Origin of the sequence: Neorhizobium fuzhouense (assembly GCF_042611105.1) — a bacterium.
Taxonomy (GTDB): domain Bacteria; phylum Pseudomonadota; class Alphaproteobacteria; order Rhizobiales; family Rhizobiaceae; genus Neorhizobium; species Neorhizobium galegae_A.
Map to the genome: position 1 here is coordinate 266,960 of NZ_JBHFFP010000004.1, position 24,615 is coordinate 291,574.

Genomic DNA, 24,615 nt, shown 5'->3' on the forward strand with positions numbered 1-24,615 from the left:
CCTCATGTCGCCGGTCCTCGTCCGGCGGTTCAATGCCTGCAACTGCAGCAGGCATGGGTGAAATCGACCATGTTCAGGCCGGCCTTCTCTGTGCTTGCCGCCGAAAGATGGGCGTAGGCCCGCTTTGTCAGCCCGACCATCCGGTCAAAGGCCGCGTCGTTGTCAGCCCTCTGCCCCAGGGCTGAGAACGTTTTCAGTGCCAGACCTGAAAATAGGCATGCGGCGACAAGTTGCTCGCGATGGGGCTGGGCAGCCTGAGGCGCCGCAAGGGCAGCCGTTCGCTCGTCGGCATCGTTCCAGCGTGCCTGGCAGGCGGCAAGTTCCGGCAGATCGGCAACCTCGATGTGCCCGGTCAGGCGGGCGAGAATCATCAGACCGGAAATCTGCCCGATGACGCGGCGCAGGTTTTCGTAGATCGGTTGGCAGTCTCCGGCATAGCGCGCCAAGGCATCCGAGCCGAGCGTGACGGCAAGCGTTGCGGGGTCGGCGACCGGCTCGGGCGCGGGCCCTTCGGCAATCGCCACGCAGTCCGGCTTGTGGACTGTCGCCAGCCGCATGAAAAGGTCGTTCGTCATCAGGCTCCTCCTTCCTCATGTCTCAGACGGTTGCGGGTGGTATTGCGCACCACGAGCCTGCCGGGCGCAATGCGCAGCACGCGTTTGTCCGCGTCGCCATTGCCCGCAAGCTGGCGTGCCAGCGCCACGGTCGCCTCCATCATCTCCTCCAGTGGCTGCGCCACCGTGGTCAGTCGATGCGAGGGCCACGCGGCCATCGAAATGTTGTCGAAACCGACGACCGATATGTCGTCGGGTACCCGAAGCCCGAGCCGTTCCTCGACGCCTTCGATAAAGCCGATCGCCACGATGTCGTTGGCGCAGAAAACACCGTCAGGCTTGCGCTGCAACTGGGCGACGCCCAGTCCTGCCGCATAGCCGGCCTCATAGGAGAAGCGGCCCGCCTCGATAATCTGCGGCCGCGGCAATCCGCGCTCCACAGCCCGTTCGCAGAACCCCTTCTGGCGCTCGACATTCGTAGAGGCACCCGGAAAGGCCGAAACATACAGAAGGTCGCGGTGTCCGAGATCAATCAGGTGGTCGGCCGCGTTGCGGCCGCCCTCGCTATTGTCGCAGGTAACGCCGAAGCCACCACCATTGGCCGCCAGGCGGTTGAAGAAGATGCAGGGCGCCCCAGCGCTTTCGCATTTCTCCTGGGCGTGGGAATCGAGATTGGTGGCAAGCACGATCATGAGATCAGGCTGGTAGGTCAAAAGCAGTTCCACTGCCTCGTCGATCCGGTCCGGCTGTTCGGCACAGGCAAGCATGACATTCATTCCGACACCCTGCAGCATCGCCGTCAGCCGGGTCATCACTTCGGGATAGAAGGGGTTGGTCAGGTCGGATACGACCATGCCGGCAATCTGGGTCTTCTTGGTGATGAGGCTCTGGGCAAAAGGGTTTGGCCGATAGCCGATCGTGGTCGCCCTTTCGAGAACCAGGCGTCGCGTTTCGGAGGCGATCACGGCATCCGGATAAAAGGCGCGCGACACCGTCGAAACCGACATGCCGAGGTCGCGGGCCAGGTCCTTGACCGTCACCTTCCTCTTCGTTGCTCGTTTCTGTTCGCTCACCACATTCATCTCCGCCGGGTTCTCCGTTTGAGGCCACAGCAAAACCGGTCCTGCCGGTGTGGGAGCCCGGATCGGGGCGGGCTCCCACACTGTCATGGTCATTTCAGGGCTTTACCGTCGCTTCGACCTTCGTCAACTTGTATTGATCCGCCGCCGGTTGGCAATTATTGCAATTGATCCCCGGCTCGTTTGCGGCCTGTTTCACGTCGGCCGGAAGCGGCTGGATGGTTGCACCGGCAACCGGCGTCCCGTTCAGCGCAGAGTCGATGTTGAGTTCCGGCAGCAGGTCGGGGTTGAGCACTTCCGTCACGAAGGACGACGGAACACGCTTTTCCGAGAAGACATTGCAGCCATTCTCGAACTTATCGCCCTGGCACACCTTCACCTTGTCGGCCGGCACCCATGGCAACGGATATTCGATGTTCATCGGCTTCATGGTGCGCTTTTTGGTGAGAATTTCCATCATCAGCTTGAACGCATAGCCGGACTGCGCTGGCGGGGAGCCGGCAGAGACACCCTTCAGGCCCTTTTTCTGCATCGCGGGATCAGCAAGTGCCAGACGAAAACCATTGGAGTTTTCGCCGGTCATTGCAACGAGATCGCCCCCACGGTCGAGCAGCGCCTGGATCGCACCATATTCGCCGGCCTGCGCCCAGATGCCGTTGACGTCAGGATGGGCCGTGAGAGCCTTGGCGGTTTCCTGCTGGGTCGTGCGGTCGTCCCAATAGGAGTAATATTCCGAAACGACCTGGATGCCGGGATACTTCTTGAAGACGCTCATGGCGCCATCGGTGTGGCGCTGATCGACCGAGTTGCCGGGCACGCCGCGCGACAGGAAGATCTTGCCCTTGCCGCCAAGCGCATTGACGAGCGCCTGGGCCGAATTTTCACCGAAGCCGGACGAAAGATAGCTGACATTGTAGGCGCATTTTTCCGTCACGGTCGCATCGTACATGAAGAACAGCACGCCTTCGTCGCAACCGCGCTTGATGGTGCGGTTGAGCGCGTTGGAGGAGATCGGGAAGCTGATGATGCCGGCGGCACCGTCATCGATCATGCTTTCATACGCCGATATCTGCGCCTGCGGATCGGTGCCGGTGATCACTTCCTTCAATTCAACCGTCTGGTCGTAAGGCGGGGTCTTGGCCAGCGCCTTCACGATGTTGGCCGCTTCGGACTGCCAGGCGTTGCCGGAATAGCTGAGGCTCAAGTAGATCTTGAATTTCCTGCCGTCAGCAGCCTGCGCCGTGCCGGCAATCAGCCCGGTCGCCATGGCAACGCCGGCAAGCGCTGCAAAGAGATTCTTCATTTTCATCGGTATCCTCCTCCCAATGGATAATCGTGAATGACAGTTCGTTCAGCGCAGCATGGAGCGCAGCCGCTGAAACAGTTCTTCGCGCAGCAGAAGCAGGGCCACGAGAACGATGGAGCCTTCGATGATGGTGCGAAGGCCGAATTCCAGCCCGAGGGCCGAGATGATGGTGCCGAGCGTCGTCAGCAGGATTGCCCCGCCCACAGTCCCGAGAAAGGTGCCGCGCCCTCCGAGGATCGATGACCCGCCGATGACGACGGCCGCGATCGAGGGCAGCAGGTAGCTGTCGCCCATGCGCAGCGTCGCGCCATTGGAATAGCCGACCAGCATGATGCCGACGAACCCGCCACAGGCCGCACTGACCGCGTAAGGCAGGATGCGCGCCAGGTTGACCGGAACTCCGGCGATGCGGGACGCTTCGACATTGGTGCCGACGGCATACAGATAGCGACCGAAGATCGAGCGGCTCTGAAACAGCCAGCCCAGGATGACGAAAACAATGAGGAAGATCACCGGCGCCGGCATGCCGAACAGGCGTTCCTTCATCAGCGCCACTGCGGCTTCCGGTGCGGCACCGCGGGGCGTGCCCATGGTGTAACCGAGCAGGCCGGAGGTGATGATGATCGACATCGCCATGGTCATGATGAAGGGGGGCACGTTCAACCAGACGATGCCGATGGCCGAGACGATGCCGGTCGCCGCACAAACCATGAGGATCGCCGGCAGCAGCCACCAGGCCTCCGGATTTCCCGATCCGACGATGCTCGTCGCCAGAATGCCGCCAAGCGTGATGGTTGCCGGAAGCGACAGATCAAGACCGCCCGACAGGATCACCAGTCCCTGGCCAAAGGACAGAACGACCAGGAATGAACTGAGGACCAGCACCGTTTCCACCTGTGCCCAGGAGCCCAGCGAGGCGCTGACGAACCGGGCGCTGATGAGCAGGATCATGCACAGAACAGCAACTGCAATGGCGCTGATCGTTTCCCGGCTGACACGGGCGCTGCCGCGGCTGTCGCCTTGCTGTGCAAAGCGCGTTTCAGGGGTCTGTTCCTGGGTCATGGTCATTTTCCTTCTCCGATGCGGGTCAGCAGGCCGCTGACGACAACGGCAAGAATGAGGATGACCCCCTGGAAAAGGCCGGTGTAGAAAGACGAGACGCCACTGGAAAACAGAACTTTCTGGAGGAGCATCAGGACAGCGGCGCCCACGATGGAGGCAAAGACGCCGCCGCGTCCGCCAGAAAGTGAGGTGCCCCCCAGGGCCACGGCAGCGAAGGACAGGAGGAGAAGCGGCGTGCCGGCCGTCGGATTGCCGGTTGCCGTCTGCGCGCTCAGCATGAAGCCCGCGACACCATAGATCATTCCAGCCCCGACGAAGGTGATCAGCCGAACACGGCGGGTGTTGATGCCGGACAGCGCGGCAGCATGCTCATCCGCGCCGATGGCATAGAGCGAGGCGCCGAAATTGGTTTTCAGCGTAATCGCCCAGACCACCGCCAGGGCCGCGATCACCAGACCCGACACCGGGATTGTACGCCACAGCCGATCCGTCATTTCGTAGGAGATCCACTCGGACACCTGACCACCGGGCGCATCGAGGATGACCAGCGCAATCCCCTGGCAAATGATCATGACCGCAAGGGTTGCAGCGATCGACTGCAGTTTCAGATAGGCGACCAGCCAGCCGTTGACGGCGCCCACGAAACCGCCGATCGCCAGGCAGATCAACAACGACAACAGCGCGCCGCCCGGCCCTTCGATCGGATAGACTGCCAGGACGACATTGCAGATCGAGATCACCCCGGCGAGCGACAGGTCAAAGCCGCGGCTCAGGACGACCAGCGTCTGGCCGGCTGCGGCAATCGCCAGCGGCACGGAATTGTTGAGCAGCGAGGCAATCGCCGAGGCGGAAAGAGCCTTGGGCTGCTGCAAGGCGTAAAGCCCATAGAGCAGGAGATAGATGCAGATGATCAGGCTCGGACCACGCGTCAGACGCTCGACCATGGACATAGCCTGAGAACGTTCTCTTTGCGGGGCAGCATGTGTCTGGGGAACGGTCGTCATCATGCCACCTCTTCTGTTTTACCACGATGGCCGACCATGGCTGCGACGATATCCTGCTCGTTGATCGCCGCGCCTTCGAAGCTGTCAAAAATCTGGCCGCCGTAGAAGGCCATGCAGCGGCTGGCGAGCTGGACGATTTCGGGAAGCTCCGACGAATAGAACAGCACCGAGCCGCCCTCCTCGGCAAAGGCACGGATGGCTGCGTAGATCGATTGCTTGGTGCCGACATCGACGCCACGGGTCGGGTCGAACAGCAGCAAGGTCTTGGCGCCGGTGGCCAGGCATCGTGCAATGAGCACCTTCTGCTGATTTCCGCCCGAGAGATCCGAAATCGCAAAATTGAGATAGCGCTTGTTGAACTCGACCTTTTCGCCGGTTTCGCGCGCCAGCTTCTGTTCAGCCGACGAACTGATGAGCGTCAGACGGGACACGCGCGGCATGACGGGCAATGCCACATTGGTGGCCGCCGTAAGACCGGCGAGAATGCCTTCGACTTTGCGCTCTTCCGGCAGGTAGGCAATGCCGCTTCCGGATTTCAGCGCCTTGCGCGGATTGCTGAGCGAAATCGTCCGGCCATCGAGCGTAATCGAGCCCGCCGCCGGCTTATCGAGACCGGCCAGCATGCGAAATAGATCGCGTTGCCCCTGCCCTTCCAACGCCGCGACGCCGAGAATTTCTCCCGGGCGCAGTTCGAAGGAGACGTTGCGCAAGGCGCCGCCGGCCAAACCATCAACGACGAGACGCGGCTCGGCCCCGGCAAGCTTCGGCGCCACGCGGGCGGCATCGCGTTCGGCATGGGCCCGTCGACCAACCATCATTTCAAAAATATCGTTGTCGCTTGCATTGGCGAGGTCGACGGAAGCGATGCTGCGGCCATTGCGCAGCACGGTTGCCTCACTGCAGACTTCCCGCACTTCGGCCAGCCGATGCGAAATGTAGAGGACGGCAACACCCTTGGCCGTCGCCTTGCGGATACGCTCGAAAAGCCAGTCGGTTTCGGCAAGAGACGCGGTGGGCTCATCAAGGACGAGCACCTTGCCGGCATATTCGATCGCGCGGACGATTTCGATCCGCTGGCGGTCGGCAAGCGGCAGCGATGAAATCTGCACATCCGGACGGACGCGCGACAACCCATGTTTTTCTAGAATTGCCGCACCGGCTTGGTTGCTGAGGCGCGTGGAGGCGAGTCCGAGCCGGCCCCGCGGCAAACGCGGCATCAGGAGGTTCTGGGCTACCGTCAGATTGGAAACGAGACTGAGCTCCTGAAACGCGGTCGCCACCTGCAGTCTGCGCGCGTCAAGAACCGAATGCGGAACATAAGGCTGGCCGTCGAGATAAATCGCGCCCTTGTCGGGGCGAACAGCGCCCGTCAGGATGCGCACCAGCGTGGATTTCCCGGCACCGTTTTCGCCCACCAATGCATGCACCCTCCCCTTCTTCAGGGTGATGTCGGCATTCTCGAGCGCGACCGTTGCGCCATAGGCTTTGCCCAGGCCGCTGGACACCAGCATACCCGAGCCGCCGCCATGGCTGGCAGCTTCTTCAGCAATGTTTAGCAATGTCTCCTCCCAAGCTCTCAAGTCGTCAATGAAAACGTTCCCTGAGAACGTTCCCATACTTGCACAAGCGTTTTTACTGTCAAGCCTCCGTCTCTATTTTTTCTCCGGGAAAGTGATGATGGGCCTCAATCGCACGCCGGGACGTGCGCCCGTTCCAGCAGAACCCCGTCCAAGCGCGGGGCCTACGGCGCGGATCGGGATGCCGACAAAAGATGGGCAAGAAGGTCATCCCCACCAAAACCGCCGGATTTGGTGAGGAGTGTTACCCCGTCGAGGCGACCGCCACGCACTTGGCTGATCGGAACGCCGCGCGCGGCCTCGCCGATGCAGAGCAGATCGCAGGCCTCAGCTGCCACCAGCACTGTCACCAGCGAATCGCCACCGATCACGACCGCCGCCTCATCCCTCCCGGGGATGGCAAGCGACCTTGCGAGTTCACCAAGACGTCGTGCAGTCTGCGCAGGCGACGTGCTTGTCACGGATGGAGAATGGATGGTCAATCTCGAATGGGGATCGCGCCCGGCGGATAAACGCTCAAGCTGGCGAAGCGTGACCGGATGCCGCGTTCCCGTAATGACGGTCGTTATCGGTGGGATCGGGATCGACGGTCGTGCACCGGCATTGGCAAGAGCGAGCGCCAGGCCGCCGCTGCCGGACCAGAGAACGCGACCCGGAAGAGATCCGGCAATCCGCGCTGCAGCCTGTTGCAAGTCCTGCTGGGTCTTCGCGTCGACAATCCAGACGCATCCACCGGTCCGCGCTTCGTTTGCAACGATTTCATAGGGAGGGCGAAGAAGATGCGCCGTAAGGCCGTGCCCGGCAAAGGCTGTGACGAGGGACGGACCTTCGGCGCGGCGAAAGTTGCCGACGCCTTCCTGCAGCATCTGCCATCCATCGATGGTGAGGCGACCGAGATCGGGGAAAGCGGGCGCGAAAACCAGATGATCAAATCCCCCTGCCCGATAGAGCGCAATGGTTTCGCCGACCGGATGGCCGCGCAGGACGCTGTCGACCTTCTTGAACCACAGGGTCGCGTTGCATGTCTCTTCGTTCAGCAAATGGAAGACGTTTTCGACCGTAAGCATGCTCTCGGCTTCTAAGAGGTGGCGGCTTTCGGTGCTGATGGCCATGCGATTGCCTGAGGGTGGCGGTGTGGTCCATCCCACCGGCACGGGCCACTCCGGCGAGGCGAAGGCGCAGGCACTGTCGAGCGCCCCCGTCAGATCGTCCGCGATAATCCGCAAACCGCTATGCATCGGCGATTTCCACCGTCGCGCCGGCCGACTCGATACTTGCACGATGGACGTCGGAAAGGCCGCTATCGGTGATGACGAGATCGATATCGGCCATACGCCCGAAGGCGCAGAAGGCCCGCAACTCAAATTTCGAACTGTCCGCCAGAAGCACGATGCGATCGGCTGCGCGCAGGACAAGGCGTTTGAGATCGGCAATCTCGGGCGTCGTGTCGGTCAGCACCGTGTCGAAAATGCCATGCACGCCAATGAAGGCAATATCGGCATGCAGGCGGGAGAAGAAATCCGCCGCGCCTGCACCGTAAAGCGTCGGCGAGCCCGGCCGCACCTGCCCACTCGCGACCGATACGCCGATATGCGGTCTTTGGCCAAGAATAAGCCCGATCCTCAGGTCGTTCGTTGCGGCATAGAAGGGCGTGTCGCGCTCGCCGGCTGCGGCGGCGGCCGCCGCCGTGGTCGAGCCGCTGTCGAAGATCACCGATTGCCCGGGCGTTATCAAGGTCGCCGCATGGCGGCCGATCGCCCGTTTCTGCTCGCTGGCCATCGCCTCGGCAATATCCTGCGCGGGCTCGAAGCCGGCGCGCATCGTCGGTTTCAGCATCGCGCCACCGTGGGTGCGCTCCAGATGTCCGGTTTCGCAGAGATAGTCGATGTCGCGGCGGACGGTGGAAAGAGAAATACCGATTCGCTCACTGAGATCCCGGACAGTGGCGGCCTCCTGCAGGCGCAGGTGCTCGATGATGCGCGCGCGTCTCTGGGCTGGAAACATACCGGTATCTCCTGTCGGGCAATGCGGCGATGCTAGGGTGCGCGCCACAAAACGTCAACTACCTTCACAAAACACCAATAATAGGTGCAAAAAGGTTGCCGCCCTGGTGTTTTCTGGTAGAGTTCTGAAAAAGCTGACCTCTGGAGCCACGATGACCGTCAAGACGATTGCAATCACGATGGGTGATCCCGCCGGTATCGGCCCGGAAATCTGCCTCAAGGCGGCACAATTTCTCTCTGAAAGACTGCAACGCGAGAGCCTGCGCCTGCTGATCGTCGGAAATCCGGAGATCCTGAGCAGGACCGGAACGGCGCTCGACCTGCCGGTGCCGACGGTGACAAGCCTCGATGCGCTGGAAGACGCGAGCGTCACCGCCATCTTGCCGGTGCCCGCCGCGGCCGCCGTTCAAACCGGTTGCATTGGCGCCGAGGGTGGCCGACAGGCCTACGAGGCGGTCCGTATCGCCGTCGAGCTCGCACTGGCTGGGCGCATTTCGGCAATCGTCACTGCACCGCTGAACAAGGAAGCCATGCATCTCGCCGGGTATCACTATGCCGGCCATACGGAACTGCTCACCGAACTGACCGGGTCGAGCGGTGGCGTGATGATGCTTGCCCATGATGCTTTCAGGGTGACCCACGTCACCACCCATTGCGCCCTTGAAGACGTCCCTCGCCGCGCCACTGCCGACCGCATCGGACGGGTGATCGAATTGACGCATGAAGCGCTGGTCAGTCTGGGGATCAAAAGGCCGCGAATCGCCGTCGCGGCCCTCAACCCCCATGCCGGCGAAGGTGGTGCTTTCGGCCGGCATGACATCGACATCACGACCCCGGTGATTGAAAGCTGGCGCGCCCGCGGGCACGATGTCGAAGGTCCTGTTGCGGGCGACACGGTCTTCGTCAAACTGCGCGCCGGTCAATACGATGCGGTGGTCGCCATGTATCACGACCAGGGACACATCCCCGTCAAACTGCTCGGCTTCCAAGTCGATCCAAAGACCGGGCAATGGGTCGGATTGTCCGGGGTCAATATCACGCTCGGCCTCCCAATCATCCGCACCTCTGTGGACCACGGAACAGCTTTCGACATTGCCGGCAAGGGGATCGCTCACGCATCCAGCCTGGTCGAAGCCATCGACTACGCCGTCAAGCTTGCCCGCTGAACGGAACGCCGAAATGTTTGCCGCGAACCTTTTTGCGTCGGGCTTCTGTGGGGGTGCCCATGCGCCATCCCCGATATTCTGAACGCTCAGGCCTATCTATCGGGCAGGATGTTTCAATCGCCTCGATGATTTAATCGTCCTTGCAACTCTGGCACAGCTGCTGCGCCCTCTCGATCCTTCAGCAACAGGGCCAAACAAACGCCCAGAAAACAGCATGGCCCGATAAGGCCAAGGCTTCCTGTCCAGGTGCCGGTGACATCCACGGCGGCGGCGGCGAGAAGCGGCCCCGCCACCTGCCCGATTCCGCCGGCCTGATAGTAGAGGCTGGCGATAAAAGGCGCGCTGCGGCCCGAGCGCTGCACGAGGAGCGGAACCTTTGCCCAGAGCACACCGGGTACGATGCCGACGCAGATCTGGAAGCCTGTTCCCCCGACAACCCGGCTCCAAACCGGCAGGCTCGAAAGAAGGAACAATGCGGAACAGAACCCCATGCCGAGGAAACCCAGGGCCAGCAGCCGGCGGGTGGACATTCCGCGGGTGAGACAGACGACAGCCAGCATGTTGCCGGCAATGATCAACAACGCCGCGAACCCGCCATAGAGAGCAGCATATCGCTGGCCAAGGCCGAGATCCGCCTCGGCAATGCTTGGCAGGAACCCGGTCACAATCAGGTTTACTCCTGAAAACAGCAGAAAGGCCCCCGCCATCATCCAGACATCCGCCTTCAGCCGGCCGCTGCGCGCAGATTTTGTCGCGGCGGGCGCAGCTGGCCTGGACAGAAGAAGCCCGCCGATTGCAAGGAGCGGCACGACCCCGCACCACAGGAACAGGTCACGCCGCCCGCTGGCATGGCCCGCCATCGACATGGACAAGAACAAAGCAAGCGCCACACCGAGGGGTAACCAAGCCGCCCAGATGCCGCCGACCAACTGGCGCCGCTCGGGACCAGCCGCCGCCTGAACGAGAGCCGGCATGGTCGTCACCACCAAAGGCAGGCCAAGCGATTCAACCGCCCGGCAGGCAAGAATGACCGGCCAACTGTCGATCATTGCCGCGGTCAGGCTCGCGCCGGCAATGAGCAAAAGGCCAAGAATGCCGGCGCGCAACACCCCGAACCGCCGGGCCGCGATCCCCAGAGGCACGCCCAGCAGCGCCGCTCCCAAACTGAACAGGGCGAGATAGAGGGAGGCCTCGGTCAGGGTCAAAGCGAATTCGCTGCGCAGCAGAGGTATCGCCGCGCTTGCCTTGCCGATCTGCATGGATGCTGCGGCCCCGCCGCATAAAGCCGACAGAACGACCGGCCATCTCACTCCGGACGCTGTCATTCCGCTGCCCGTTGCAGGATCATGTCTGCTGCCTTTTCCGCAATCATCGTCACCGGCGCATGGGTATTGCCGCTCGGTATAGTGGGCATGATCGAGGCATCGGCAATGCTGATGCCCTGCAGCCCTCTGACCCGCAGCCGATCGTCGACCACCGCCATCGCATCCTGCCCCATTCGTGCGGTGGAGACCGGATGAAAGATCGTTGTCGAGATATTGCCGGCAGCATGAGCCAGTTCGTCGTCCGAGCCCAGGGCCGGCCCTGGCAGGATTTCGGTCGGCGCGTATTTTCGCAAGGTCTCGGTTGCCATCAACCGCCGCGCATGACGGATGCTCTCTACGGCGACCTCTCTGTCGACCGCATCGGCGAGATAGTTCGGCCGGATCGCCGGTGGCGACCGCGGATCGGCGTCCCGGATATGGATAGAGCCTCGACTGCGCGGCCGCAGGTTACAGACCGAAACCGTCAGGGCGGGAAACCGATGCAATGGCTGACCGAAGGCATCCAGCGACAGCGGTTGCACGTGATATTCGATATTGGCGGTGTCGTGTCGATCCGACGATCTTGTAAAGATGCCGAGCTGGCTTGGCGCCATCGCCATCGGACCGTTGCGCGCAAAGAGATACCGTGCGGCGATGCCGAGCCGCCCGGCGAAGCTCGCATTGATGTCGTTGAGCGTCTTTGCCCCGGTGATGCGAAACACGGTGCGGATTTGAAGATGATCCTGCAAGCCTTCCCCGACGCCCGGCAGATGATGGCGGACATCAATGCCGTGGCTGGAGAGGAACGCGCTGTCACCGATCCCGGACAATTCCAGCAGCTTGGGCGTGCCCACGGCGCCGGCGCTGAGCACCACTTCCGCTCCGGCCTTGGCGTGATGAAGTTCGCCGTTTCTGCGGAAGGTGACGCCCGTGGCGCGCGTTCCCTCCAGTGTCACACCGGTCACTTCCGAATCGGGGAGCACCGTCAGATTGCGCCGTCGCCGAACCGGATCCAGGAACGCCTTGCGCGCATTCCAGCGGATCCCGTCCCGCTGGTTCACCGGAAAATAGCCCACGCCTTCATTGTCGCCGCGGTTGAAATCGTCGTTGGCCGGTATGCCCAGTTCGATGGCCGCTTGCCGAACGGCATCGAGGATCGGCCAGTTCAGGCGCTGGCGCTGGACATGGAGCTCGCCGCTGTCGCCGTGCATGTCGTCGGCGCCGCCCTGATGCCGTTCCGATCGCCGGAAATAGGCCAGCACGTCGCTCCATCCCCAGCCTTCATTGCCCATCTGGCGCCAGATATCGTAGTCGCGCGCCTGGCCGCGCATATAGATCATGCCATTGATGGAAGAGCAGCCGCCGAGCACCTTGCCGCGGGGATAATTCAACGCCCTTCCGTTCAAGCCGGGCTCCGCCTCCGTCTTCAGGCACCAGTCGAGCCGCGGATTGCCCATGGCATAGATATAGCCGACGGGCACATGAACCCAGATGTGATTGTCGCTGCCGCCGGCCTCGAGCAGCAGCACGCGCCGGCGCGGATCCGCCGACAGGCGGTTGGCCAGCACGCAGCCGGCAGACCCCGCGCCGATGATGATAAAATCATAGCTGCCAGCATCGCGCGGGGCGCTTGTCATGGTCTTAACGCCCTTCCACGCGGACATGCTGCTCCTGATGGCCAAGCCCTTCGATTTCCAGGCGCATCACATCCCCATGCTTCAGCCAGACCTGCGGGCGCATGCCAAGACCAACGCCCGGGGGCGTTCCTGTCGTCACGACGTCGCCCGGCTCAAGGGTCATGAACTGGGACAGGTAGCTGACGAGATAGGCAACGCCGAAGATCATCGTCCTGGTGCTGCCATTCTGCCTTCTGACCCCGCTCACGTCGAGTGTCATTGCCAGCTGGCCCGGATCGGCAATCTCGTCCGCCGTCACGAGCCAAGGCCCGAGCGGTGCAAAACCGTCATGGCTTTTGCCCTTGGTCCACTGTCCTTCGCGTTCCGCCTGCCAGTGGCGGTCCGAAATGTCGTTGCAGATCAGGTAGCCGGCGACATGAGAGAGGGCCTCGGCTTCGGTGACGCGCTTGGCCTTTCGACCGATGACAAAAGCCAGTTCCACTTCCCAATCCGGCTTGATCGCATCGGCCGGCAGCACGACGGCGTCATAAGGGCCGGCAATCGCCGATGTCGCCTTCATGAAGACGATGGGCTCCTTGGGTATCGGCAGGTTGGATTCCGCCGCATGGTCCGAATAGTTCAACCCGATCCCGATCAGTTTTCCCGGCCGTGCCAGCGGTGGGCCAAGGTGTGGATTTTCGGGCGCAAGCGGCAGTTCCGTATGGTCGATTGCAGCGAGCCTTGCCAGCGCGTCCGGCTGCAGGGCATTGCCATCTATCTCGGACAAATGGCCCGAGAGGCTGCGAATGCGGCCGTCCTTATCGAGGATGCCGGGCTGTTCCGCCCCGATTTCACCATAGCGGACCAGTTTCATTGCATGCCTCCATAAATCGCCTGGGAATGATGATAAAGCTCCAGCCAATACTGGCCTTTGACCTCGCCCTTGCGGGCCGCAAGCGGGGGCGCTGCCCTGTCTCCAGCGTGCAGCGCATCACCCTGTTCAGCGTGCGGCAGCATGGATTCGATCAGCAGCAGCAGGTGGTCACCGGCGGCGGACCCACCATAAATCTTGCGTTCAGCTGTCGCGAGACCGGAGGTTGCGACATCCGCCCGCCAGAGCTGGACGCGCCCGATGCCGGCCTCCGCCGCGATCGCGCCCAGCCAGTCCCGCACCGCATCGGCTCCAGCCTCGCCGGAGAGCGTGAAGCGCAGCGCGGTGATCCAGGTGGCGCAGAACGGCCCCTCCTCTCCCTCCTGATGGGCGATCGAGTAGATCCCGCGATTGGGATTGCGGAAGTGGGTCAACGCCTCCTTGGTCCACGGGGTCGGTACGTTGAGCTTGGCCATATAGGCATCCGACGCCAGGGTGCCGGGGTTCTCCGTCTCGTACATCATCAGGAAATGCGGGGCACCCGTCACGCAACGATAGCGCCGGCCGCGACGAAAGCCGGGCGTCGAAACGCGCTCCGGCACATGCTCGCAGTTGTGCCATTGCTGGTAACGCATCAGATAGTCGTCATCGATGTCGGACCAGAAGGCCATGAGCCCGGTCCCATAATCGGATCTTGTCATCAGGATCACTCCATACCGAGAAGCGAATAGACCCGGCGCGTATAGACGCCAAAGTCCTCGTGGGTCTTCATCTCAAGCCGCCGGGGGTACGGAAGCTTCACATCAATCATCTCTGCCAGCCGAGCCGGGCCTGCCGTCATGACCGCAATCTTCGAACCGAGCAGCACGGCCTCACTGATGCCGTGGGTCACGAACAGGATCGTCTTGCCACTCTCTTCCCAGATCCGCAGCAGTTCGAGGTTCATCTTCTCGCGCGTCAGCGCATCCAGCGCGCCGAACGGCTCGTCCATCAGCACCAGTTTCGGGTCGTGGATGAGCGATCGCGCGATCGACACGCGCTGCTGTTGTCCGCCCGAAAGCTGCTTGGGATATTTCTCCCCCTGCTCAGAAAGCCCGACCAGCTGGAGCAGGTAGCGTGCGCGTTCACGCGCTTCCTTCATTGGCAGACCGAGAAACTCCGCTGGCAGCAAGATGTTCTCGGTGACTGTGCGCCATTTCAGCAGCAATGCTTGCTGAAACACCATGCCGATATGCCGGTGTGGATCGAAATCACCCTGCGCAGTGCCGATCTGCAACTCTCCGGCTGATGCCTTGTGCAAGCCGGCAATGATCATCATCAACGTGGATTTGCCACAGCCGGATGGTCCGACGATCGAGAGAAGCTCTCCTTCGTTGACGGTCAAGGTGACATCGGACAAGGCCACATAGGGCTTGGCACCGCCTTCGCCATAGACCTTGCGCAGGCCCGATATCCGGATGAACGGTTGATCTGTCATGCCTGCCCCCCGCGATTGACCAGCAGCCATTCGAGCAGCGCCACGGCACCATAGAGCGCAACACCGATCAGCGTTATCAGCAGCACGGCCATGAACATGGATGCCGTATCGAGATTGACCTGCACCTGAAGCATCAGATAGCCCAACCCCTTGTCCGAGCCGATGAATTCGCCCACCACCGCACCCGCCACCGCCAGCACGGCCGAAACCTTCATGCCTGAGAAGATATAGGGAAGCGCTCCGGGAAACTGGATCTTGCGGAAAATCTGCCAGCGCGAGGCCCGCACTGTCCGGGCCAGATAGAGAAGTTCCGGCTCGATCTCGGACAGCCCCTTGGCGGTCGTAATCACGACGGGGAAAAAGCAGATGGCGAAGGCGATCATCATATTGGTGATCAGGCCATAACCGAACCAGACGATGATGAGCGGACCAAGCGCCACCTTCGGAACCATGTTCAGCGAGACCAGCAGGGGCATGAAAAGCAGGAGCGCCGTCCGGCTCCAGCTGAACACCAGCGCCAGCGCGACACCGATGACGACGGCCAGCGCAAAGCCGCCGACGATCTCGATCATGGTGACGACAGCGTTCTGCGCCCACCGGTTGCCGGTCTCGGAAAGGGTCGCGAGCATCTCCGTGGGCGACGGCAGCATATACGGGGGTAGCCCGCCATAATCGGCAACCAGCTGCCAGATGAGGATCAGCACCAGATGGATCAGGACGGCTCCGCCATAATCCTGGAGGAACCCGGCCGCTGTGTTTTTGAGAAATTGGCTCATGGCGGTCGCCGCCGACCCTGACGATGAGCAAGGCCTCCCTTGGCATCGTCAAGCTCAGCGGTGCTCCTTCACTGTTTCGGGGCGATCATCCGGACCGCGGGGTCGATGAACTCGTTCGAATAGAAGGTTGCCGGGTCAAAAGGCTGCGCGACCTTGAAATAGGTGCTCACCAGCTTGTAGTCGGCAGCCACCCGATCCGGATCGAAATAGCCGAGCCCCTTCGTCGTGGAGAATTTATCCGCCATCAGATCGACGGTGACGTTCCAGTTGGCCTGCTCGTTCTTGACCACCAGTCCGGACGCATATTCAGGCAGGATGGCGACGCATTCCTCGCGTTTCTCGGCACAATGAAGATAAGCGCGCTGCAGGATCTTGACAGCCTTGCCGACCAGTTCCTTGTGAGCTTTGAGGAAAGTGCCATTCGCCAGGATGGAATTGCCATAGGGGTTCAGCCCCTTGTCCGACCAGTCGAACCAGCGCAGGTCGTCGCCGAAGGCATTGGCCATCACATGGTGGTAATTGGCGAAATAGGTGGTGCCCTGGATCGCGCCGGAAGCCATCGAACTCGCCTTGGCATTGGCCGCGATGTTCACCCATTCGATCGAATTGGCGTCCATTTTGTTGACGCCCGCGAGCGCCGGCCACATGGCCCGGGCGGCATCGCCCGGCGGGTTGCCGAATTTGTGGCCGGGGAAATCCGCCAGATCCTTGATGCCCGAACTCGCCAGCCAGTAGAACCGGTAGGGTGTTTTGGCATAGACGCTCATGACCGCCGTCAGATCCGCGCCGGCCCCCTTTGCCACCATGGCCGTGCCGAGATCGGCAATACCCATGTTCGATGCGCCGGCACCGACGCGTTGCGCCGCCACACCCGAGCCCTGCCCCTGCTCGATGACGAAATCGATGCCCGCTTCCTTGAACCAGCCGGCGTGTTTCGCCCAATAGATGGCCGCATGCTCCCCGGCCGTCACCCAGTTCAGGGTGAATGTAATGCGCTCCTCGGCCGCAGCGGGTGCTGCAAACATCGCGGCAAGCGCGATGGCCGTAACTCCAAGAGCTACCCTCATGCTCATTCCTCCCGTAAGCACCCTCCTCCGCAACCAAAGGGGGCGGGCGCACCTCCCCCATCGGGCATTTCAATCAGAATGCGCCCTGCCGCTCCTCATAATGCGTGGGTTTTCCATGGCTTGGCATGTCGCGCTCGATCCAGTCCGCGACCCAATCGATCATGACCGCCAGCGGGATGGAGGGGTAGCCGAACAGCCGCTGCGCGTTCAGCGTATTGTTGTACCAGCCGTCGGACTGCACCTCACCAGCGAAGACGGGCTCCTTGCCGAAACGCCGTCCGAACTCCCGGGCGGCCAGAACGACGCTCATATGTTCGGGACCGCCAATATTGAGCGGACTGGTGGGAACGGTTGCATGGGCAAGCGCACCCAGGATCTGCGCATTGGCATCACCCTGCCAGATGACCGAGGCAAAGCCGGTTCCAAGTGGAATGGGCGTGCCCGCGCGCACCCAGTTGGCGATATCGTGCAGCACGCCATACCTGAGATCGATGGCATAGTTCAGCCGCGCCAGCCGGCCCGGTGTCTGGTACTTGCGCGAGAAATAGCCGAACATCCGCTCGCGTCCGACGCAGCTGGTCGCATAGTCGCCGGTCGGACCCGGTTCGACCTCTTCACCGAAACCTCCCTCGGCGATCGGCGCGAAGGGATAGACGCATAGAGTGGAAAAAGCGACGATCCGCGACGCACGATATTTTTCGGCCACCAGCGCAGGCACATGGGTGTTCATCGCCCAGGCGAAGCTGCGGTCACCATCGGTGCCGAATTTCTTGCCGGCCATATAGACCACGTTCGCGGCGTCAGGCAGAGCCTGCACCGCATCGCGGTCGAGAAGGTCGCAGGACACTGTCTCCACCCCCCAGCTGTCCAGCCGGCGCCGCACATCGGCATCGGAAAAGCGTGCGACGCCGGTTACTTTCTTTTCCGGCGCGGCGCGCTTTGCCATGCGGGCAAGGGTTGGCCCGACCTTACCGGCCACGCCGAGAACAAGAATGTCGCCCTCAAGGGAGCGGAGCTTGTCGGAGAGCCACGAGGGCGGCGTGGACAGCAGATCCTCCAAGGTTTCTTCGGATTCGATGGATGCGGGCATGCCGCCGGCAGCAACAAGATGTGTCATGGGCCTCCTCCAGAAATTAAGTAAACACTTAACGCAGGCTCCGCAGGCAGTCAATCTTTTTTAAGTGCTCTATTAATTTCCTGAAGGAAGCCGGAGATAGGACAGGATCACGTCGAGAACATGCGCTTCCCGCCGCGCGAGGGCTTCGTCCGTCATGAGGTCCTGCTTGAGAACGAAACCCATCGTGTGCCTGTTGGAGAGATGAAAATAGCTCTCGGCATTGATCGTCAGGAACAGTTGGACAGCATCGACATTCGATCGGAAGATCCCGGCTGCCACCCCACGCTCCAGCGTCTCGGCGATCAGATCGAGAAGCGGGTCGTAGAGGGTGCGGATCTTCTCCGACTGCTTGATATGGCAGGCCTCATGCATGTTTTCGGAGTTCAGAAGCCCGATGATATAGAGATTGCCGGCAAAGAAGCGGAACGTCGCGCGCACCAGTTCCGCCATTGCCTCCTCAGGGCCCAAGTTCCGGACATTGGTGTCGTTATGATGGGTCCGGATACGGACATAGGCCTGCTCCATCACTGCGATGAACAGCGCCTCCTTCTTCCCGAAATAATGGTATACGAGATTGATGTTGACGCCCGCGGCCCGGGAAATGGTTTCCACCCGTGCGCCATCGAAACCCTTTGTCGAAAACTCGTGCGTCGCAGCCGCCAGGATAACGCCGCGCAGATCGTCGCCATCCTCTTTTAGAATCCGCCCTCTGCTTCTTTTCTGCTGCATCGTAATCGACACCTCTCCCAAACATCAATTAAGTGATATTTTAATTGATTGCCTATTGCTAGTCTGTTGTCGAAGATCCAGGTGCAGATGTCTTGAGCGCTTTCGCTGAGTTCGAGGCTGGTCTTCGCAGAGAGCGGCAAGGTGGAAATAGAACCAGCCGTGAAGCGGGAGGCCCATCGGGTCGCGGCGGGCCTCTTTGCAATGGGGACGTCGATCGTCCACGCATCAGGCCATTGTGAAAATAGCCTGGCATTCCCATCGAACGAGGCAAGGGAAAATTCGGAAGAACGGCACGACACAAAAGATTGGGATCGGCGATAGCGCGCCGCAGACCGGCCTCATATTGCCTTGATCAGCGCCGAGTGGTCCTTGTCACCCAGCCCCTTTTCCAGGGCAGCGTTCATCAACTGGTGTACGATGGCGGTGTTGGGCAGCATAAGCTCCAGCAGCCGTGCCGATTCGAGCGCCAGGGACAAATCCTTGTGATGCAAGCGTATCCGGAAGCCGGGCTCGAAGGTTTCGTTGATCATTCGCTCTCCATGGACGTCGAGAACGCGCGACGCTGCAAAACCGCCCATCAGAGCCTTGCGGACAGTGGCGGGATCGGCGCCCGCTTTGGCGGAAAACCTTAGCGCTTCCGATACGGCCTGGATGTTGAGGGCAACAACGATCTGGTTGGCGACTTTGGCGATCTGGCCATCGCCGGCGCCGCCGATCAGCGTGATGTTCTTGCCCATCTTTTCAAACAGCGGTCTTGCTCGCTCGAACACCTCGGGCTTTCCACCGGCCATGATCGTCAGCGACGCAGATTTGGCGCCCACTTCTCCACCCGACACCGGCGCATCGAGGTAGTCGCAGCCGAGAGCCTCGATGCGGGCGGCAAAATCCTTGGTCGCCAGCGGCGAGATCGAACTCATGTCGATCACCAGTTTTCCGCGGCCGAGCGCCTGCGCAACCCCGTTCTTCCCGAAAAGCACGTTTTCGACATCGGGCGTGTCGGGCAGCATGAGAATGACAACTTCGGCGGCCTGCGCCACCTCCATGGCAGAATGGCAAGCTTGAGCGCCATGCTCGACGAGATGCGCCGAAACAGGCTTCACCCGATGCAGGTAAAGCTCGTTGCCTGCTTCGATCAGATGCTGCGCCATCGGACGCCCCATGACGCCCAGTCCGATAAATCCGATTTTCAACGCTCACTCTCCTCCCTGATATGCCTTCATCCAGCCCAGTCCCTCGCGGGTGCCGGCCGCCGGCCGATACTCGCACCCGACCCAACCCTCGTAACCGAGCGCGTCCAGACACTTGAAGATGAAGTCGTGGTTGATCTCTCCGGTGCCCGGCTCATGGCGACCGGGATTGTCGGCGATCTGGACATGGCCGATTTTGTCCTGCAGCCGCTCGAAACCCGCGACGAGATCTCCCTGCATGATCTGCATGTGATAGAAGTCGTACTGGATGCGCAGGTTCGTGTGTCCGACCCGGTCCATGATGCGCTCGGCCTGATCGGTTGTCGTCAGAAGGTATCCCGGAATGTCGCGGGTATTGATCGGCTCGAAGACCAGCGCAATGCCGGCCTCGGCCAGCCGTTCCGCGGCATAGCGCAGATTGCCGACAAGCGTGTCTTCGAGGCTGGAGAGGTCGAAACCGGCAGGCGCAATCCCGGCAAGGCAATTGACCTTGCGGCATCCAAGCGCGTTGGCGTAGGCGATCGCCCGGTCGACCGATGCCTCGAATTCGGCGGTCCGGTCCGGAAGGCAGGCGATCCCACGTTCGCCGGCCGCCCAATCGCCCGCAGGGAGATTGAAGAGGGCCTGTTTCAGTTCATGGCGCGCCAGTTCGGCAGCGATCGCCTCAGGGGCGTGCTCATAGGGACTGACATATTCCACTGCCTTGAAGCCATCGGCGGCGGCAGCGGCAAAGCGATCGATGAACGAATGCTCCGTGTAGAGCATGGACAGATTGGCTGCAAATTTCGGCATGCTGGACGGCCTCAGGCTTGATCTGCGCGCAGGCGGTGAAGCATGCGCTTGTTGCGGGGATCCGGATTCGGAACGGAGGAGATCAGCCGCTTCGTGTACGGCTGCGACGGCCTCGTGCAGATGATCGCGGCATCGCCGACTTCGACGATCTTGCCCCTGTGCATGACGGCCACCCGATCGCAGAAATAACGGACGACCGAGATATCGTGCGAGATGAAGATGAAGCTCAGTTGCAACTGCTTCTGGATGTCGATGAGGAGATCGAGGATCTGACTGCGGATCGATACGTCGAGAGCGGAAGTCGCCTCGTCTGCAACGATGACTTTCGGGTTGAGGGCAAGGGCCCGAGCAATGCCGATCCGCTGGCGCTGGCCGCCCGAAAACGCGTGGGGATAGCGTTCCATCACGAGCGGATCCAGGCCCACCTTGCTCAGAAGTTCGGCAACGCGCGCCTCCACTGCCTTGCCGGACATGTTCCCGGATATGACAAGCGGATCGCCAATGATCTGCTTGACGGTCATGCGCGGATTGAGGGAAGCGAACGGATCCTGAAAGATCAGGCGGACGTCCTGATGATACCGTCGCAGATCGGTCTTGCCGAGCGCGGTGACGTCGATCGGGTCGGCGTCGGTTTGAGGGTGATACGCGATCGTGCCGGACGTCGGCTCGACAATGCGCAGGATCATCCGTCCGAGTGTGGTCTTGCCGGAGCCGCTCTCACCGACAATGCCGAGGTTTTCGCCGGGATAGAGATCCAGGCTTGCATCATCGACAGCCACCAGCCCACGACCACTGGTGCGGGAGAACAATCTGGAGGGTGCGCCGTAGATCTTGGTAAGATTGCGCAGGGAAAGAAGCGGCTCGACGGATGGGGAAAGCGAGGTCGGCAGCGCGCGCACGGCTGCTGCGCCCTCGAGCTTGACGGTGGCATCGAGAAGCTGGCGCGTATAAGGGTGCTGGCTGGCGTGGAAGATGTCGTCGACCGGCCCCCGCTCTACGATCTTTCCGAAGCGCATGACAGCCACTTCATCCGCCACTTCGGCGACAATGCCCATGTCGTGGGTGATGAGCAGCATCGCCATGCCGCGCTCGTCCTGAAGCCGCTTGATGAGGTCCAGGATTTCGGCCTGGGTGGTGACATCGAGCGCGGTCGTGGGCTCGTCAGCGATCAGCACTTCGGGATCACAGGCCAGGGCCATGGCAATCATTGCTCTTTGCCGCATGCCGCCTGAAAATTCGAAGGGGTAACGGCGGGCCATCAGCTCCGGTTCTGGGATCTCGACCTGGCGCAGCAGTTCGATGCAACGCGCGCGCGCCTCCTTCTTCGAAACCCGGCGGTGCAGGCGAACCGCTTCGACGATCTGCGATTCGATCGTATGGACAGGCGACAGAGAGCTCATCGGCTCCTGAAAGATGAGACCGATCCGGCCTCCACGCATTGCGAGAACCTCGCGGCTACCTTCCGCAAATGTCGCGACATCCACCTGTCCATTCGGTCCGTCGAGCAGGATCTGGCCGTCGGTCATGCGTCCCGGCTTGTCGATGATTCGCATCAACGCCCTTGCCGTCACCGATTTGCCAGAGCCGCTCTCCCCGACGAGCGCCAGCGTCTTACCACGGTTAAGGTCGAAGCTGACGTCGCGGACGGCATGCAGCACATGCGTTCGCAGACGGAAGTCAATGGACAGGTTTCGCACGGACAGCAATGTTTCGGGCTTCATCATAGTCCCTCTCAATTGTCGTAGGGATCGGCTGCATCACGCAGTCCGTCGCCGAAGAAATTGAACGACAGCACGGCCAGAACCACAGCGAGGCTCGGCCAGATCAGCAGCCACGGCGCGGTGGCGACCGTCCGGACGTTCTGGGCATCCTGGAGCAACACGCCCCAGCTGACGACCGGCGGCTTGAGGCCAACGCCAAGGAACGACAGCGAGGTTTCCGCGACGATCATCGTCGGGATGGCGAGTGTCACGACGGCAAGGATGTGGCTGGTCAGCGACGGCAGGATGTGGCGGAAGATAATCCGGCGTTCTCCGGCACCGTCGAGCCTTGCAGCCGTCACGAAGTCATCGCCGCGCAGCGCGAAAAATCGTCCCCTGACCTCGCGCGCCAAGCCCGTCCAGCTCAAAAGCGAAACGATCAGCGTGACCATGAAGTAGACCGAGAGCGGAGACCAGTTGAGCGGGATCGCGGCTGCCAGCCCAAGCCAGAGCGGAATGGTCGGCATGGCGCTGACGATCTCGATGATCCTCTGAATGAGGGTATCGACCCAGCCACCGTAGTAGCCAGATACCGCTCCCATGATCACGCCGAGCGACAGGGAAATCGCCACACCCACAAGTCCGATCGACATCGAGACCCGTGTTCCATAGATCAGGCGGCTCATCAGGTCGCGACCGAGGCGGTCGGAGCCAAGCAGGTACATCGGCTCGCGGGCATCCAGAGGACCAACCAGATGGGTTTCCATCGGAAGGATGCCCCAGAGCTTGTAGGGAGCGCCTTTGACGAAAAAGCCGATCGGAATGATCTTTGTCTCGTCAACGACGAAGCTGCGGCGCAGCGCCTTGGGCTCGATTTCGATCTTGTAGCCCTTCACGTGTGGCAGAAAACCGGTCCCGCCATCAGCCTTCTGGGCAAACAGCGCGATCCTCTGCGGCGGCGCGAAGGTGAACTGGGGTCGGGACATGTTGGGCAGGCCCGGCGCCAGGAATTCGGCGAAGGCGCCGATCAGGTAGAGAACCAGAATGATGCCACCGGCGAAGGCTGCGACCTTGTGGCGGAAAAAGCGCTGGCGGATCAGCGTCCATTGCCCGGCGGCCTCCAAGGTCTTCACCTTGCCGTTTGGCTTGAGCGGGCTGATGGCGGGGCCAGTCTCGAGGACGGCAGTTGAATTCCTATCGGTCAACATAGCTACTCCTCAGTTGAACCGGATCCGCGGATCAAGCACCGCCAGGAGAATGTCGGAGATCAGCATCCCGACCAGCGTCAGCACACCCATCAGCAGAATGAAACTGCCCGCCAGGTACATGTCCTGTCCGACCAGCGCACGGAGCAACAAGGGGCCGGCTGTCGGCAGATTGAGGACGATTGCCGTGATGGTCACCCCGGAAACAAGGTCCGGCAGCACCCACCCGATCGAGCTTACGAACGGATTGAGGGCGATGCGGACTGGATATTTCAGAATGACCTTGCGCTCAGGCAGTCCCTTGGCGCGCGCCGTGATTACATAAGGCTTGCTCAGTTCATCGGAGAGGTTTGCCCGCAGGATCCGTATCATGGCGGCGGTACCCGACATGGCGATGACAATCACTGGGATCCACATGTGGCTGAGGAGATCCGTGAGCTTGGCGAGGCTCCAGGGAGCATCAACAAAGTCGGGCGAGAAGATGCCGCCGACACTTTGTCCGAGGAACCGGTAGCTCGCATACATCAGGGTGAGTGCCATGATGAAGTTCGGCACCGCGAGCCCGATAAACCCCAGCAGCGTGAAGGCGTGATCGCCGAACGAATGCCGCTTGACCGCCGAATAGATGCCGATCGGCAGCGAAATCGCCCATACGAGCAGAAGGCTTGCCAGCGAGATCAGCAGCGTCGATCCCATCCGGTCCCAGATAAGAGTGGAGACCGGTTGGTTCCATTCGAACGAGTAGCCGAAATCGCCGCGGGTCAGGATCCCGCTGATCCAGACGAAATACTGAACATAGACCGGCTGGTCGAGGCCATATTGGGCGCGCAGCCGCGCGATCGTCGCCTCGTCGAGGTTCTGTCCGCCGTCAGCCATGGTGGACAGAAGCGATGTCAGATAGTCGCCCGGCGGCAACTGGATGATCATGAAGGCGATCAGCGACATGCCGAACAATGTCGGTATCATGTACAGAACGCGCTTCGCCACATAAGCCAGCATGGTTTCCTCCCGCTGCGTACGACC

General features: G+C 61.5%; 23 protein-coding genes. 1 reads left to right on the forward strand and 22 read right to left on the reverse strand.

The window, feature by feature from the left end:
- Window positions 1-29: 29 nt before the first annotated feature.
- The 8 genes from ACEXP3_RS09935 to ACEXP3_RS09970 all read right to left on the reverse strand — a co-directional run bounded on the left by ACEXP3_RS09935 (window position 30) and on the right by ACEXP3_RS09970 (window position 8,586).
- Window positions 30-575 (reverse strand): hypothetical protein, encoded by a 546-nt coding sequence (locus tag ACEXP3_RS09935; RefSeq protein ID WP_377297116.1) that lies wholly within the window; start codon window positions 573-575, stop codon window positions 30-32.
- A complete protein-coding gene (locus ACEXP3_RS09940; RefSeq protein ID WP_377297117.1) occupies window positions 575-1,594 on the reverse strand; it encodes a LacI family DNA-binding transcriptional regulator in 1,020 nt (339 codons plus the stop codon). The genes ACEXP3_RS09935 and ACEXP3_RS09940 overlap by 1 nt, the downstream gene beginning before the upstream one ends.
- Before the next feature lie 136 nt (window positions 1,595-1,730).
- Window positions 1,731-2,942, reverse strand: coding sequence for a sugar ABC transporter substrate-binding protein (locus ACEXP3_RS09945; protein WP_377297119.1), 1,212 nt, complete (start codon window positions 2,940-2,942; stop codon window positions 1,731-1,733).
- A 42-nt stretch (window positions 2,943-2,984) separates the two neighbouring features.
- A complete protein-coding gene (locus tag ACEXP3_RS09950; RefSeq protein WP_377297120.1) occupies window positions 2,985-4,001 on the reverse strand; it encodes an ABC transporter permease in 1,017 nt (338 codons plus the stop codon).
- 2 nt (window positions 4,002-4,003) lie between these two features.
- A complete protein-coding gene (locus tag ACEXP3_RS09955; RefSeq protein ID WP_377297121.1) occupies window positions 4,004-4,945 on the reverse strand; it encodes an ABC transporter permease in 942 nt (313 codons plus the stop codon).
- Window positions 4,946-5,004: 59 nt separating this feature from the next.
- Window positions 5,005-6,564: a sugar ABC transporter ATP-binding protein gene (locus ACEXP3_RS09960; protein WP_377297122.1), complete on the reverse strand. Its 1,560-nt coding sequence runs from the start codon at window positions 6,562-6,564 to the stop codon at window positions 5,005-5,007.
- Window positions 6,565-6,746: 182 nt separating this feature from the next.
- The gene (locus tag ACEXP3_RS09965; RefSeq protein WP_377297123.1) at window positions 6,747-7,820 is read right to left on the reverse strand and encodes a four-carbon acid sugar kinase family protein; all 1,074 of its coding nucleotides are present in this window, start codon (window positions 7,818-7,820) and stop codon (window positions 6,747-6,749) included.
- A complete protein-coding gene (locus ACEXP3_RS09970; RefSeq protein WP_377297124.1) occupies window positions 7,813-8,586 on the reverse strand; it encodes a DeoR/GlpR family DNA-binding transcription regulator in 774 nt (257 codons plus the stop codon). Before ACEXP3_RS09970 ends, ACEXP3_RS09965 begins: the two co-directional genes overlap by 8 nt.
- Before the next feature lie 151 nt (window positions 8,587-8,737).
- On the opposite strand from ACEXP3_RS09970, the gene pdxA reads away from it, so the two are divergent.
- A complete protein-coding gene (pdxA, locus tag ACEXP3_RS09975) occupies window positions 8,738-9,751 on the forward strand; it encodes a 4-hydroxythreonine-4-phosphate dehydrogenase PdxA (protein WP_377297125.1) in 1,014 nt (337 codons plus the stop codon).
- 113 nt (window positions 9,752-9,864) lie between these two features.
- Here pdxA and ACEXP3_RS09980 read toward each other — a convergent pair whose 3' ends face one another.
- From ACEXP3_RS09980 to ACEXP3_RS10045, 14 genes are all read right to left on the reverse strand, one after another.
- Complete coding sequence (locus ACEXP3_RS09980) at window positions 9,865-11,076, reverse strand: MFS transporter (RefSeq protein WP_377297127.1); 1,212 nt, start codon at window positions 11,074-11,076, stop codon at window positions 9,865-9,867.
- The gene (locus ACEXP3_RS09985; RefSeq protein ID WP_377297128.1) at window positions 11,073-12,692 is read right to left on the reverse strand and encodes a GMC family oxidoreductase; all 1,620 of its coding nucleotides are present in this window, start codon (window positions 12,690-12,692) and stop codon (window positions 11,073-11,075) included. Before ACEXP3_RS09985 ends, ACEXP3_RS09980 begins: the two co-directional genes overlap by 4 nt.
- Before the next feature lie 4 nt (window positions 12,693-12,696).
- Window positions 12,697-13,545, reverse strand: coding sequence for a fumarylacetoacetate hydrolase family protein (locus tag ACEXP3_RS09990; protein ID WP_377297129.1), 849 nt, complete (start codon window positions 13,543-13,545; stop codon window positions 12,697-12,699).
- The gene (locus tag ACEXP3_RS09995) at window positions 13,542-14,243 is read right to left on the reverse strand and encodes a hypothetical protein (RefSeq protein ID WP_377297130.1); all 702 of its coding nucleotides are present in this window, start codon (window positions 14,241-14,243) and stop codon (window positions 13,542-13,544) included. The genes ACEXP3_RS09990 and ACEXP3_RS09995 overlap by 4 nt, the downstream gene beginning before the upstream one ends.
- A gap of 5 nt (window positions 14,244-14,248) precedes the next feature.
- On the reverse strand, window positions 14,249-15,049 hold the full coding sequence (locus ACEXP3_RS10000) for an ABC transporter ATP-binding protein (protein ID WP_377297131.1): 801 nt from the start codon (window positions 15,047-15,049) through the stop codon (window positions 14,249-14,251).
- Window positions 15,016-15,795 carry an ABC transporter permease gene (locus ACEXP3_RS10005; RefSeq protein ID WP_377297132.1) on the reverse strand — a complete coding sequence of 260 codons (780 nt, stop codon included), beginning with the start codon at window positions 15,793-15,795 and terminating at the stop codon, window positions 15,016-15,018. Before ACEXP3_RS10005 ends, ACEXP3_RS10000 begins: the two co-directional genes overlap by 34 nt.
- A gap of 68 nt (window positions 15,796-15,863) precedes the next feature.
- Window positions 15,864-16,862 (reverse strand): ABC transporter substrate-binding protein, encoded by a 999-nt coding sequence (locus tag ACEXP3_RS10010; protein ID WP_210106649.1) that lies wholly within the window; start codon window positions 16,860-16,862, stop codon window positions 15,864-15,866.
- Between the two features lie 73 nt (window positions 16,863-16,935).
- Window positions 16,936-17,979 carry an NAD-dependent epimerase/dehydratase family protein gene (locus ACEXP3_RS10015; RefSeq protein WP_377297133.1) on the reverse strand — a complete coding sequence of 348 codons (1,044 nt, stop codon included), beginning with the start codon at window positions 17,977-17,979 and terminating at the stop codon, window positions 16,936-16,938.
- Window positions 17,980-18,051: 72 nt separating this feature from the next.
- Window positions 18,052-18,708 carry a TetR/AcrR family transcriptional regulator gene (locus tag ACEXP3_RS10020; RefSeq protein ID WP_377297135.1) on the reverse strand — a complete coding sequence of 219 codons (657 nt, stop codon included), beginning with the start codon at window positions 18,706-18,708 and terminating at the stop codon, window positions 18,052-18,054.
- Window positions 18,709-19,046: 338 nt separating this feature from the next.
- On the reverse strand, window positions 19,047-19,898 hold the full coding sequence (locus ACEXP3_RS10025) for a 2-hydroxy-3-oxopropionate reductase (protein WP_377297137.1): 852 nt from the start codon (window positions 19,896-19,898) through the stop codon (window positions 19,047-19,049).
- A gap of 3 nt (window positions 19,899-19,901) precedes the next feature.
- Window positions 19,902-20,687: a 2-oxo-tetronate isomerase gene (gene otnI, locus ACEXP3_RS10030; protein ID WP_377297138.1), complete on the reverse strand. Its 786-nt coding sequence runs from the start codon at window positions 20,685-20,687 to the stop codon at window positions 19,902-19,904.
- 11 nt (window positions 20,688-20,698) lie between these two features.
- Complete coding sequence (locus ACEXP3_RS10035; protein ID WP_210106653.1) at window positions 20,699-22,411, reverse strand: ABC transporter ATP-binding protein; 1,713 nt, start codon at window positions 22,409-22,411, stop codon at window positions 20,699-20,701.
- 8 nt (window positions 22,412-22,419) lie between these two features.
- Entirely contained in the window at window positions 22,420-23,595 is a 1,176-nt protein-coding gene (locus ACEXP3_RS10040) for an ABC transporter permease (RefSeq protein ID WP_210106654.1), read from the reverse strand.
- Between the two features lie 9 nt (window positions 23,596-23,604).
- Window positions 23,605-24,591 (reverse strand): ABC transporter permease, encoded by a 987-nt coding sequence (locus ACEXP3_RS10045; protein ID WP_210106655.1) that lies wholly within the window; start codon window positions 24,589-24,591, stop codon window positions 23,605-23,607.
- Between the last annotated feature and the right edge of the window lie 24 nt (window positions 24,592-24,615).

Excerpts from the sequence above, each read along its gene's own strand:
- ACEXP3_RS09935 (WP_377297116.1), bottom strand. The coding sequence starts at position 575 with ATGACGAACGACCTTTTCATGCGGCTGGCGACAGTCCACAAGCCGGAC.
- ACEXP3_RS09945 (WP_377297119.1), bottom strand. The coding sequence starts at position 2,942 with ATGAAAATGAAGAATCTCTTTGCAGCGCTTGCCGGCGTTGCCATGGCG.
- ACEXP3_RS09950 (WP_377297120.1), bottom strand. The coding sequence starts at position 4,001 with ATGACCCAGGAACAGACCCCTGAAACGCGCTTTGCACAGCAAGGCGAC.
- ACEXP3_RS09955 (WP_377297121.1), bottom strand. The coding sequence starts at position 4,945 with ATGGTCGAGCGTCTGACGCGTGGTCCGAGCCTGATCATCTGCATCTAT.
- ACEXP3_RS09965 (WP_377297123.1), bottom strand. The coding sequence starts at position 7,820 with ATGCATAGCGGTTTGCGGATTATCGCGGACGATCTGACGGGGGCGCTC.
- ACEXP3_RS09970 (WP_377297124.1), bottom strand. The coding sequence starts at position 8,586 with ATGTTTCCAGCCCAGAGACGCGCGCGCATCATCGAGCACCTGCGCCTG.
- pdxA (WP_377297125.1), top strand. The coding sequence starts at position 8,738 with ATGACCGTCAAGACGATTGCAATCACGATGGGTGATCCCGCCGGTATC.
- ACEXP3_RS09980 (WP_377297127.1), bottom strand. The coding sequence starts at position 11,076 with ATGACAGCGTCCGGAGTGAGATGGCCGGTCGTTCTGTCGGCTTTATGC.
- ACEXP3_RS09985 (WP_377297128.1), bottom strand. The coding sequence starts at position 12,692 with ATGACAAGCGCCCCGCGCGATGCTGGCAGCTATGATTTTATCATCATC.
- ACEXP3_RS09990 (WP_377297129.1), bottom strand. The coding sequence starts at position 13,545 with ATGAAACTGGTCCGCTATGGTGAAATCGGGGCGGAACAGCCCGGCATC.
- ACEXP3_RS09995 (WP_377297130.1), bottom strand. The coding sequence starts at position 14,243 with ATGACAAGATCCGATTATGGGACCGGGCTCATGGCCTTCTGGTCCGAC.
- ACEXP3_RS10000 (WP_377297131.1), bottom strand. The coding sequence starts at position 15,049 with ATGGCTGCTGGTCAATCGCGGGGGGCAGGCATGACAGATCAACCGTTC.
- ACEXP3_RS10005 (WP_377297132.1), bottom strand. The coding sequence starts at position 15,795 with ATGAGCCAATTTCTCAAAAACACAGCGGCCGGGTTCCTCCAGGATTAT.
- ACEXP3_RS10010 (WP_210106649.1), bottom strand. The coding sequence starts at position 16,862 with ATGAGGGTAGCTCTTGGAGTTACGGCCATCGCGCTTGCCGCGATGTTT.
- ACEXP3_RS10015 (WP_377297133.1), bottom strand. The coding sequence starts at position 17,979 with ATGACACATCTTGTTGCTGCCGGCGGCATGCCCGCATCCATCGAATCC.
- ACEXP3_RS10020 (WP_377297135.1), bottom strand. The coding sequence starts at position 18,708 with ATGCAGCAGAAAAGAAGCAGAGGGCGGATTCTAAAAGAGGATGGCGAC.
- otnI (WP_377297138.1), bottom strand. The coding sequence starts at position 20,687 with ATGCCGAAATTTGCAGCCAATCTGTCCATGCTCTACACGGAGCATTCG.
- ACEXP3_RS10035 (WP_210106653.1), bottom strand. The coding sequence starts at position 22,411 with ATGATGAAGCCCGAAACATTGCTGTCCGTGCGAAACCTGTCCATTGAC.
- ACEXP3_RS10040 (WP_210106654.1), bottom strand. The coding sequence starts at position 23,595 with ATGTTGACCGATAGGAATTCAACTGCCGTCCTCGAGACTGGCCCCGCC.
- ACEXP3_RS10045 (WP_210106655.1), bottom strand. The coding sequence starts at position 24,591 with ATGCTGGCTTATGTGGCGAAGCGCGTTCTGTACATGATACCGACATTG.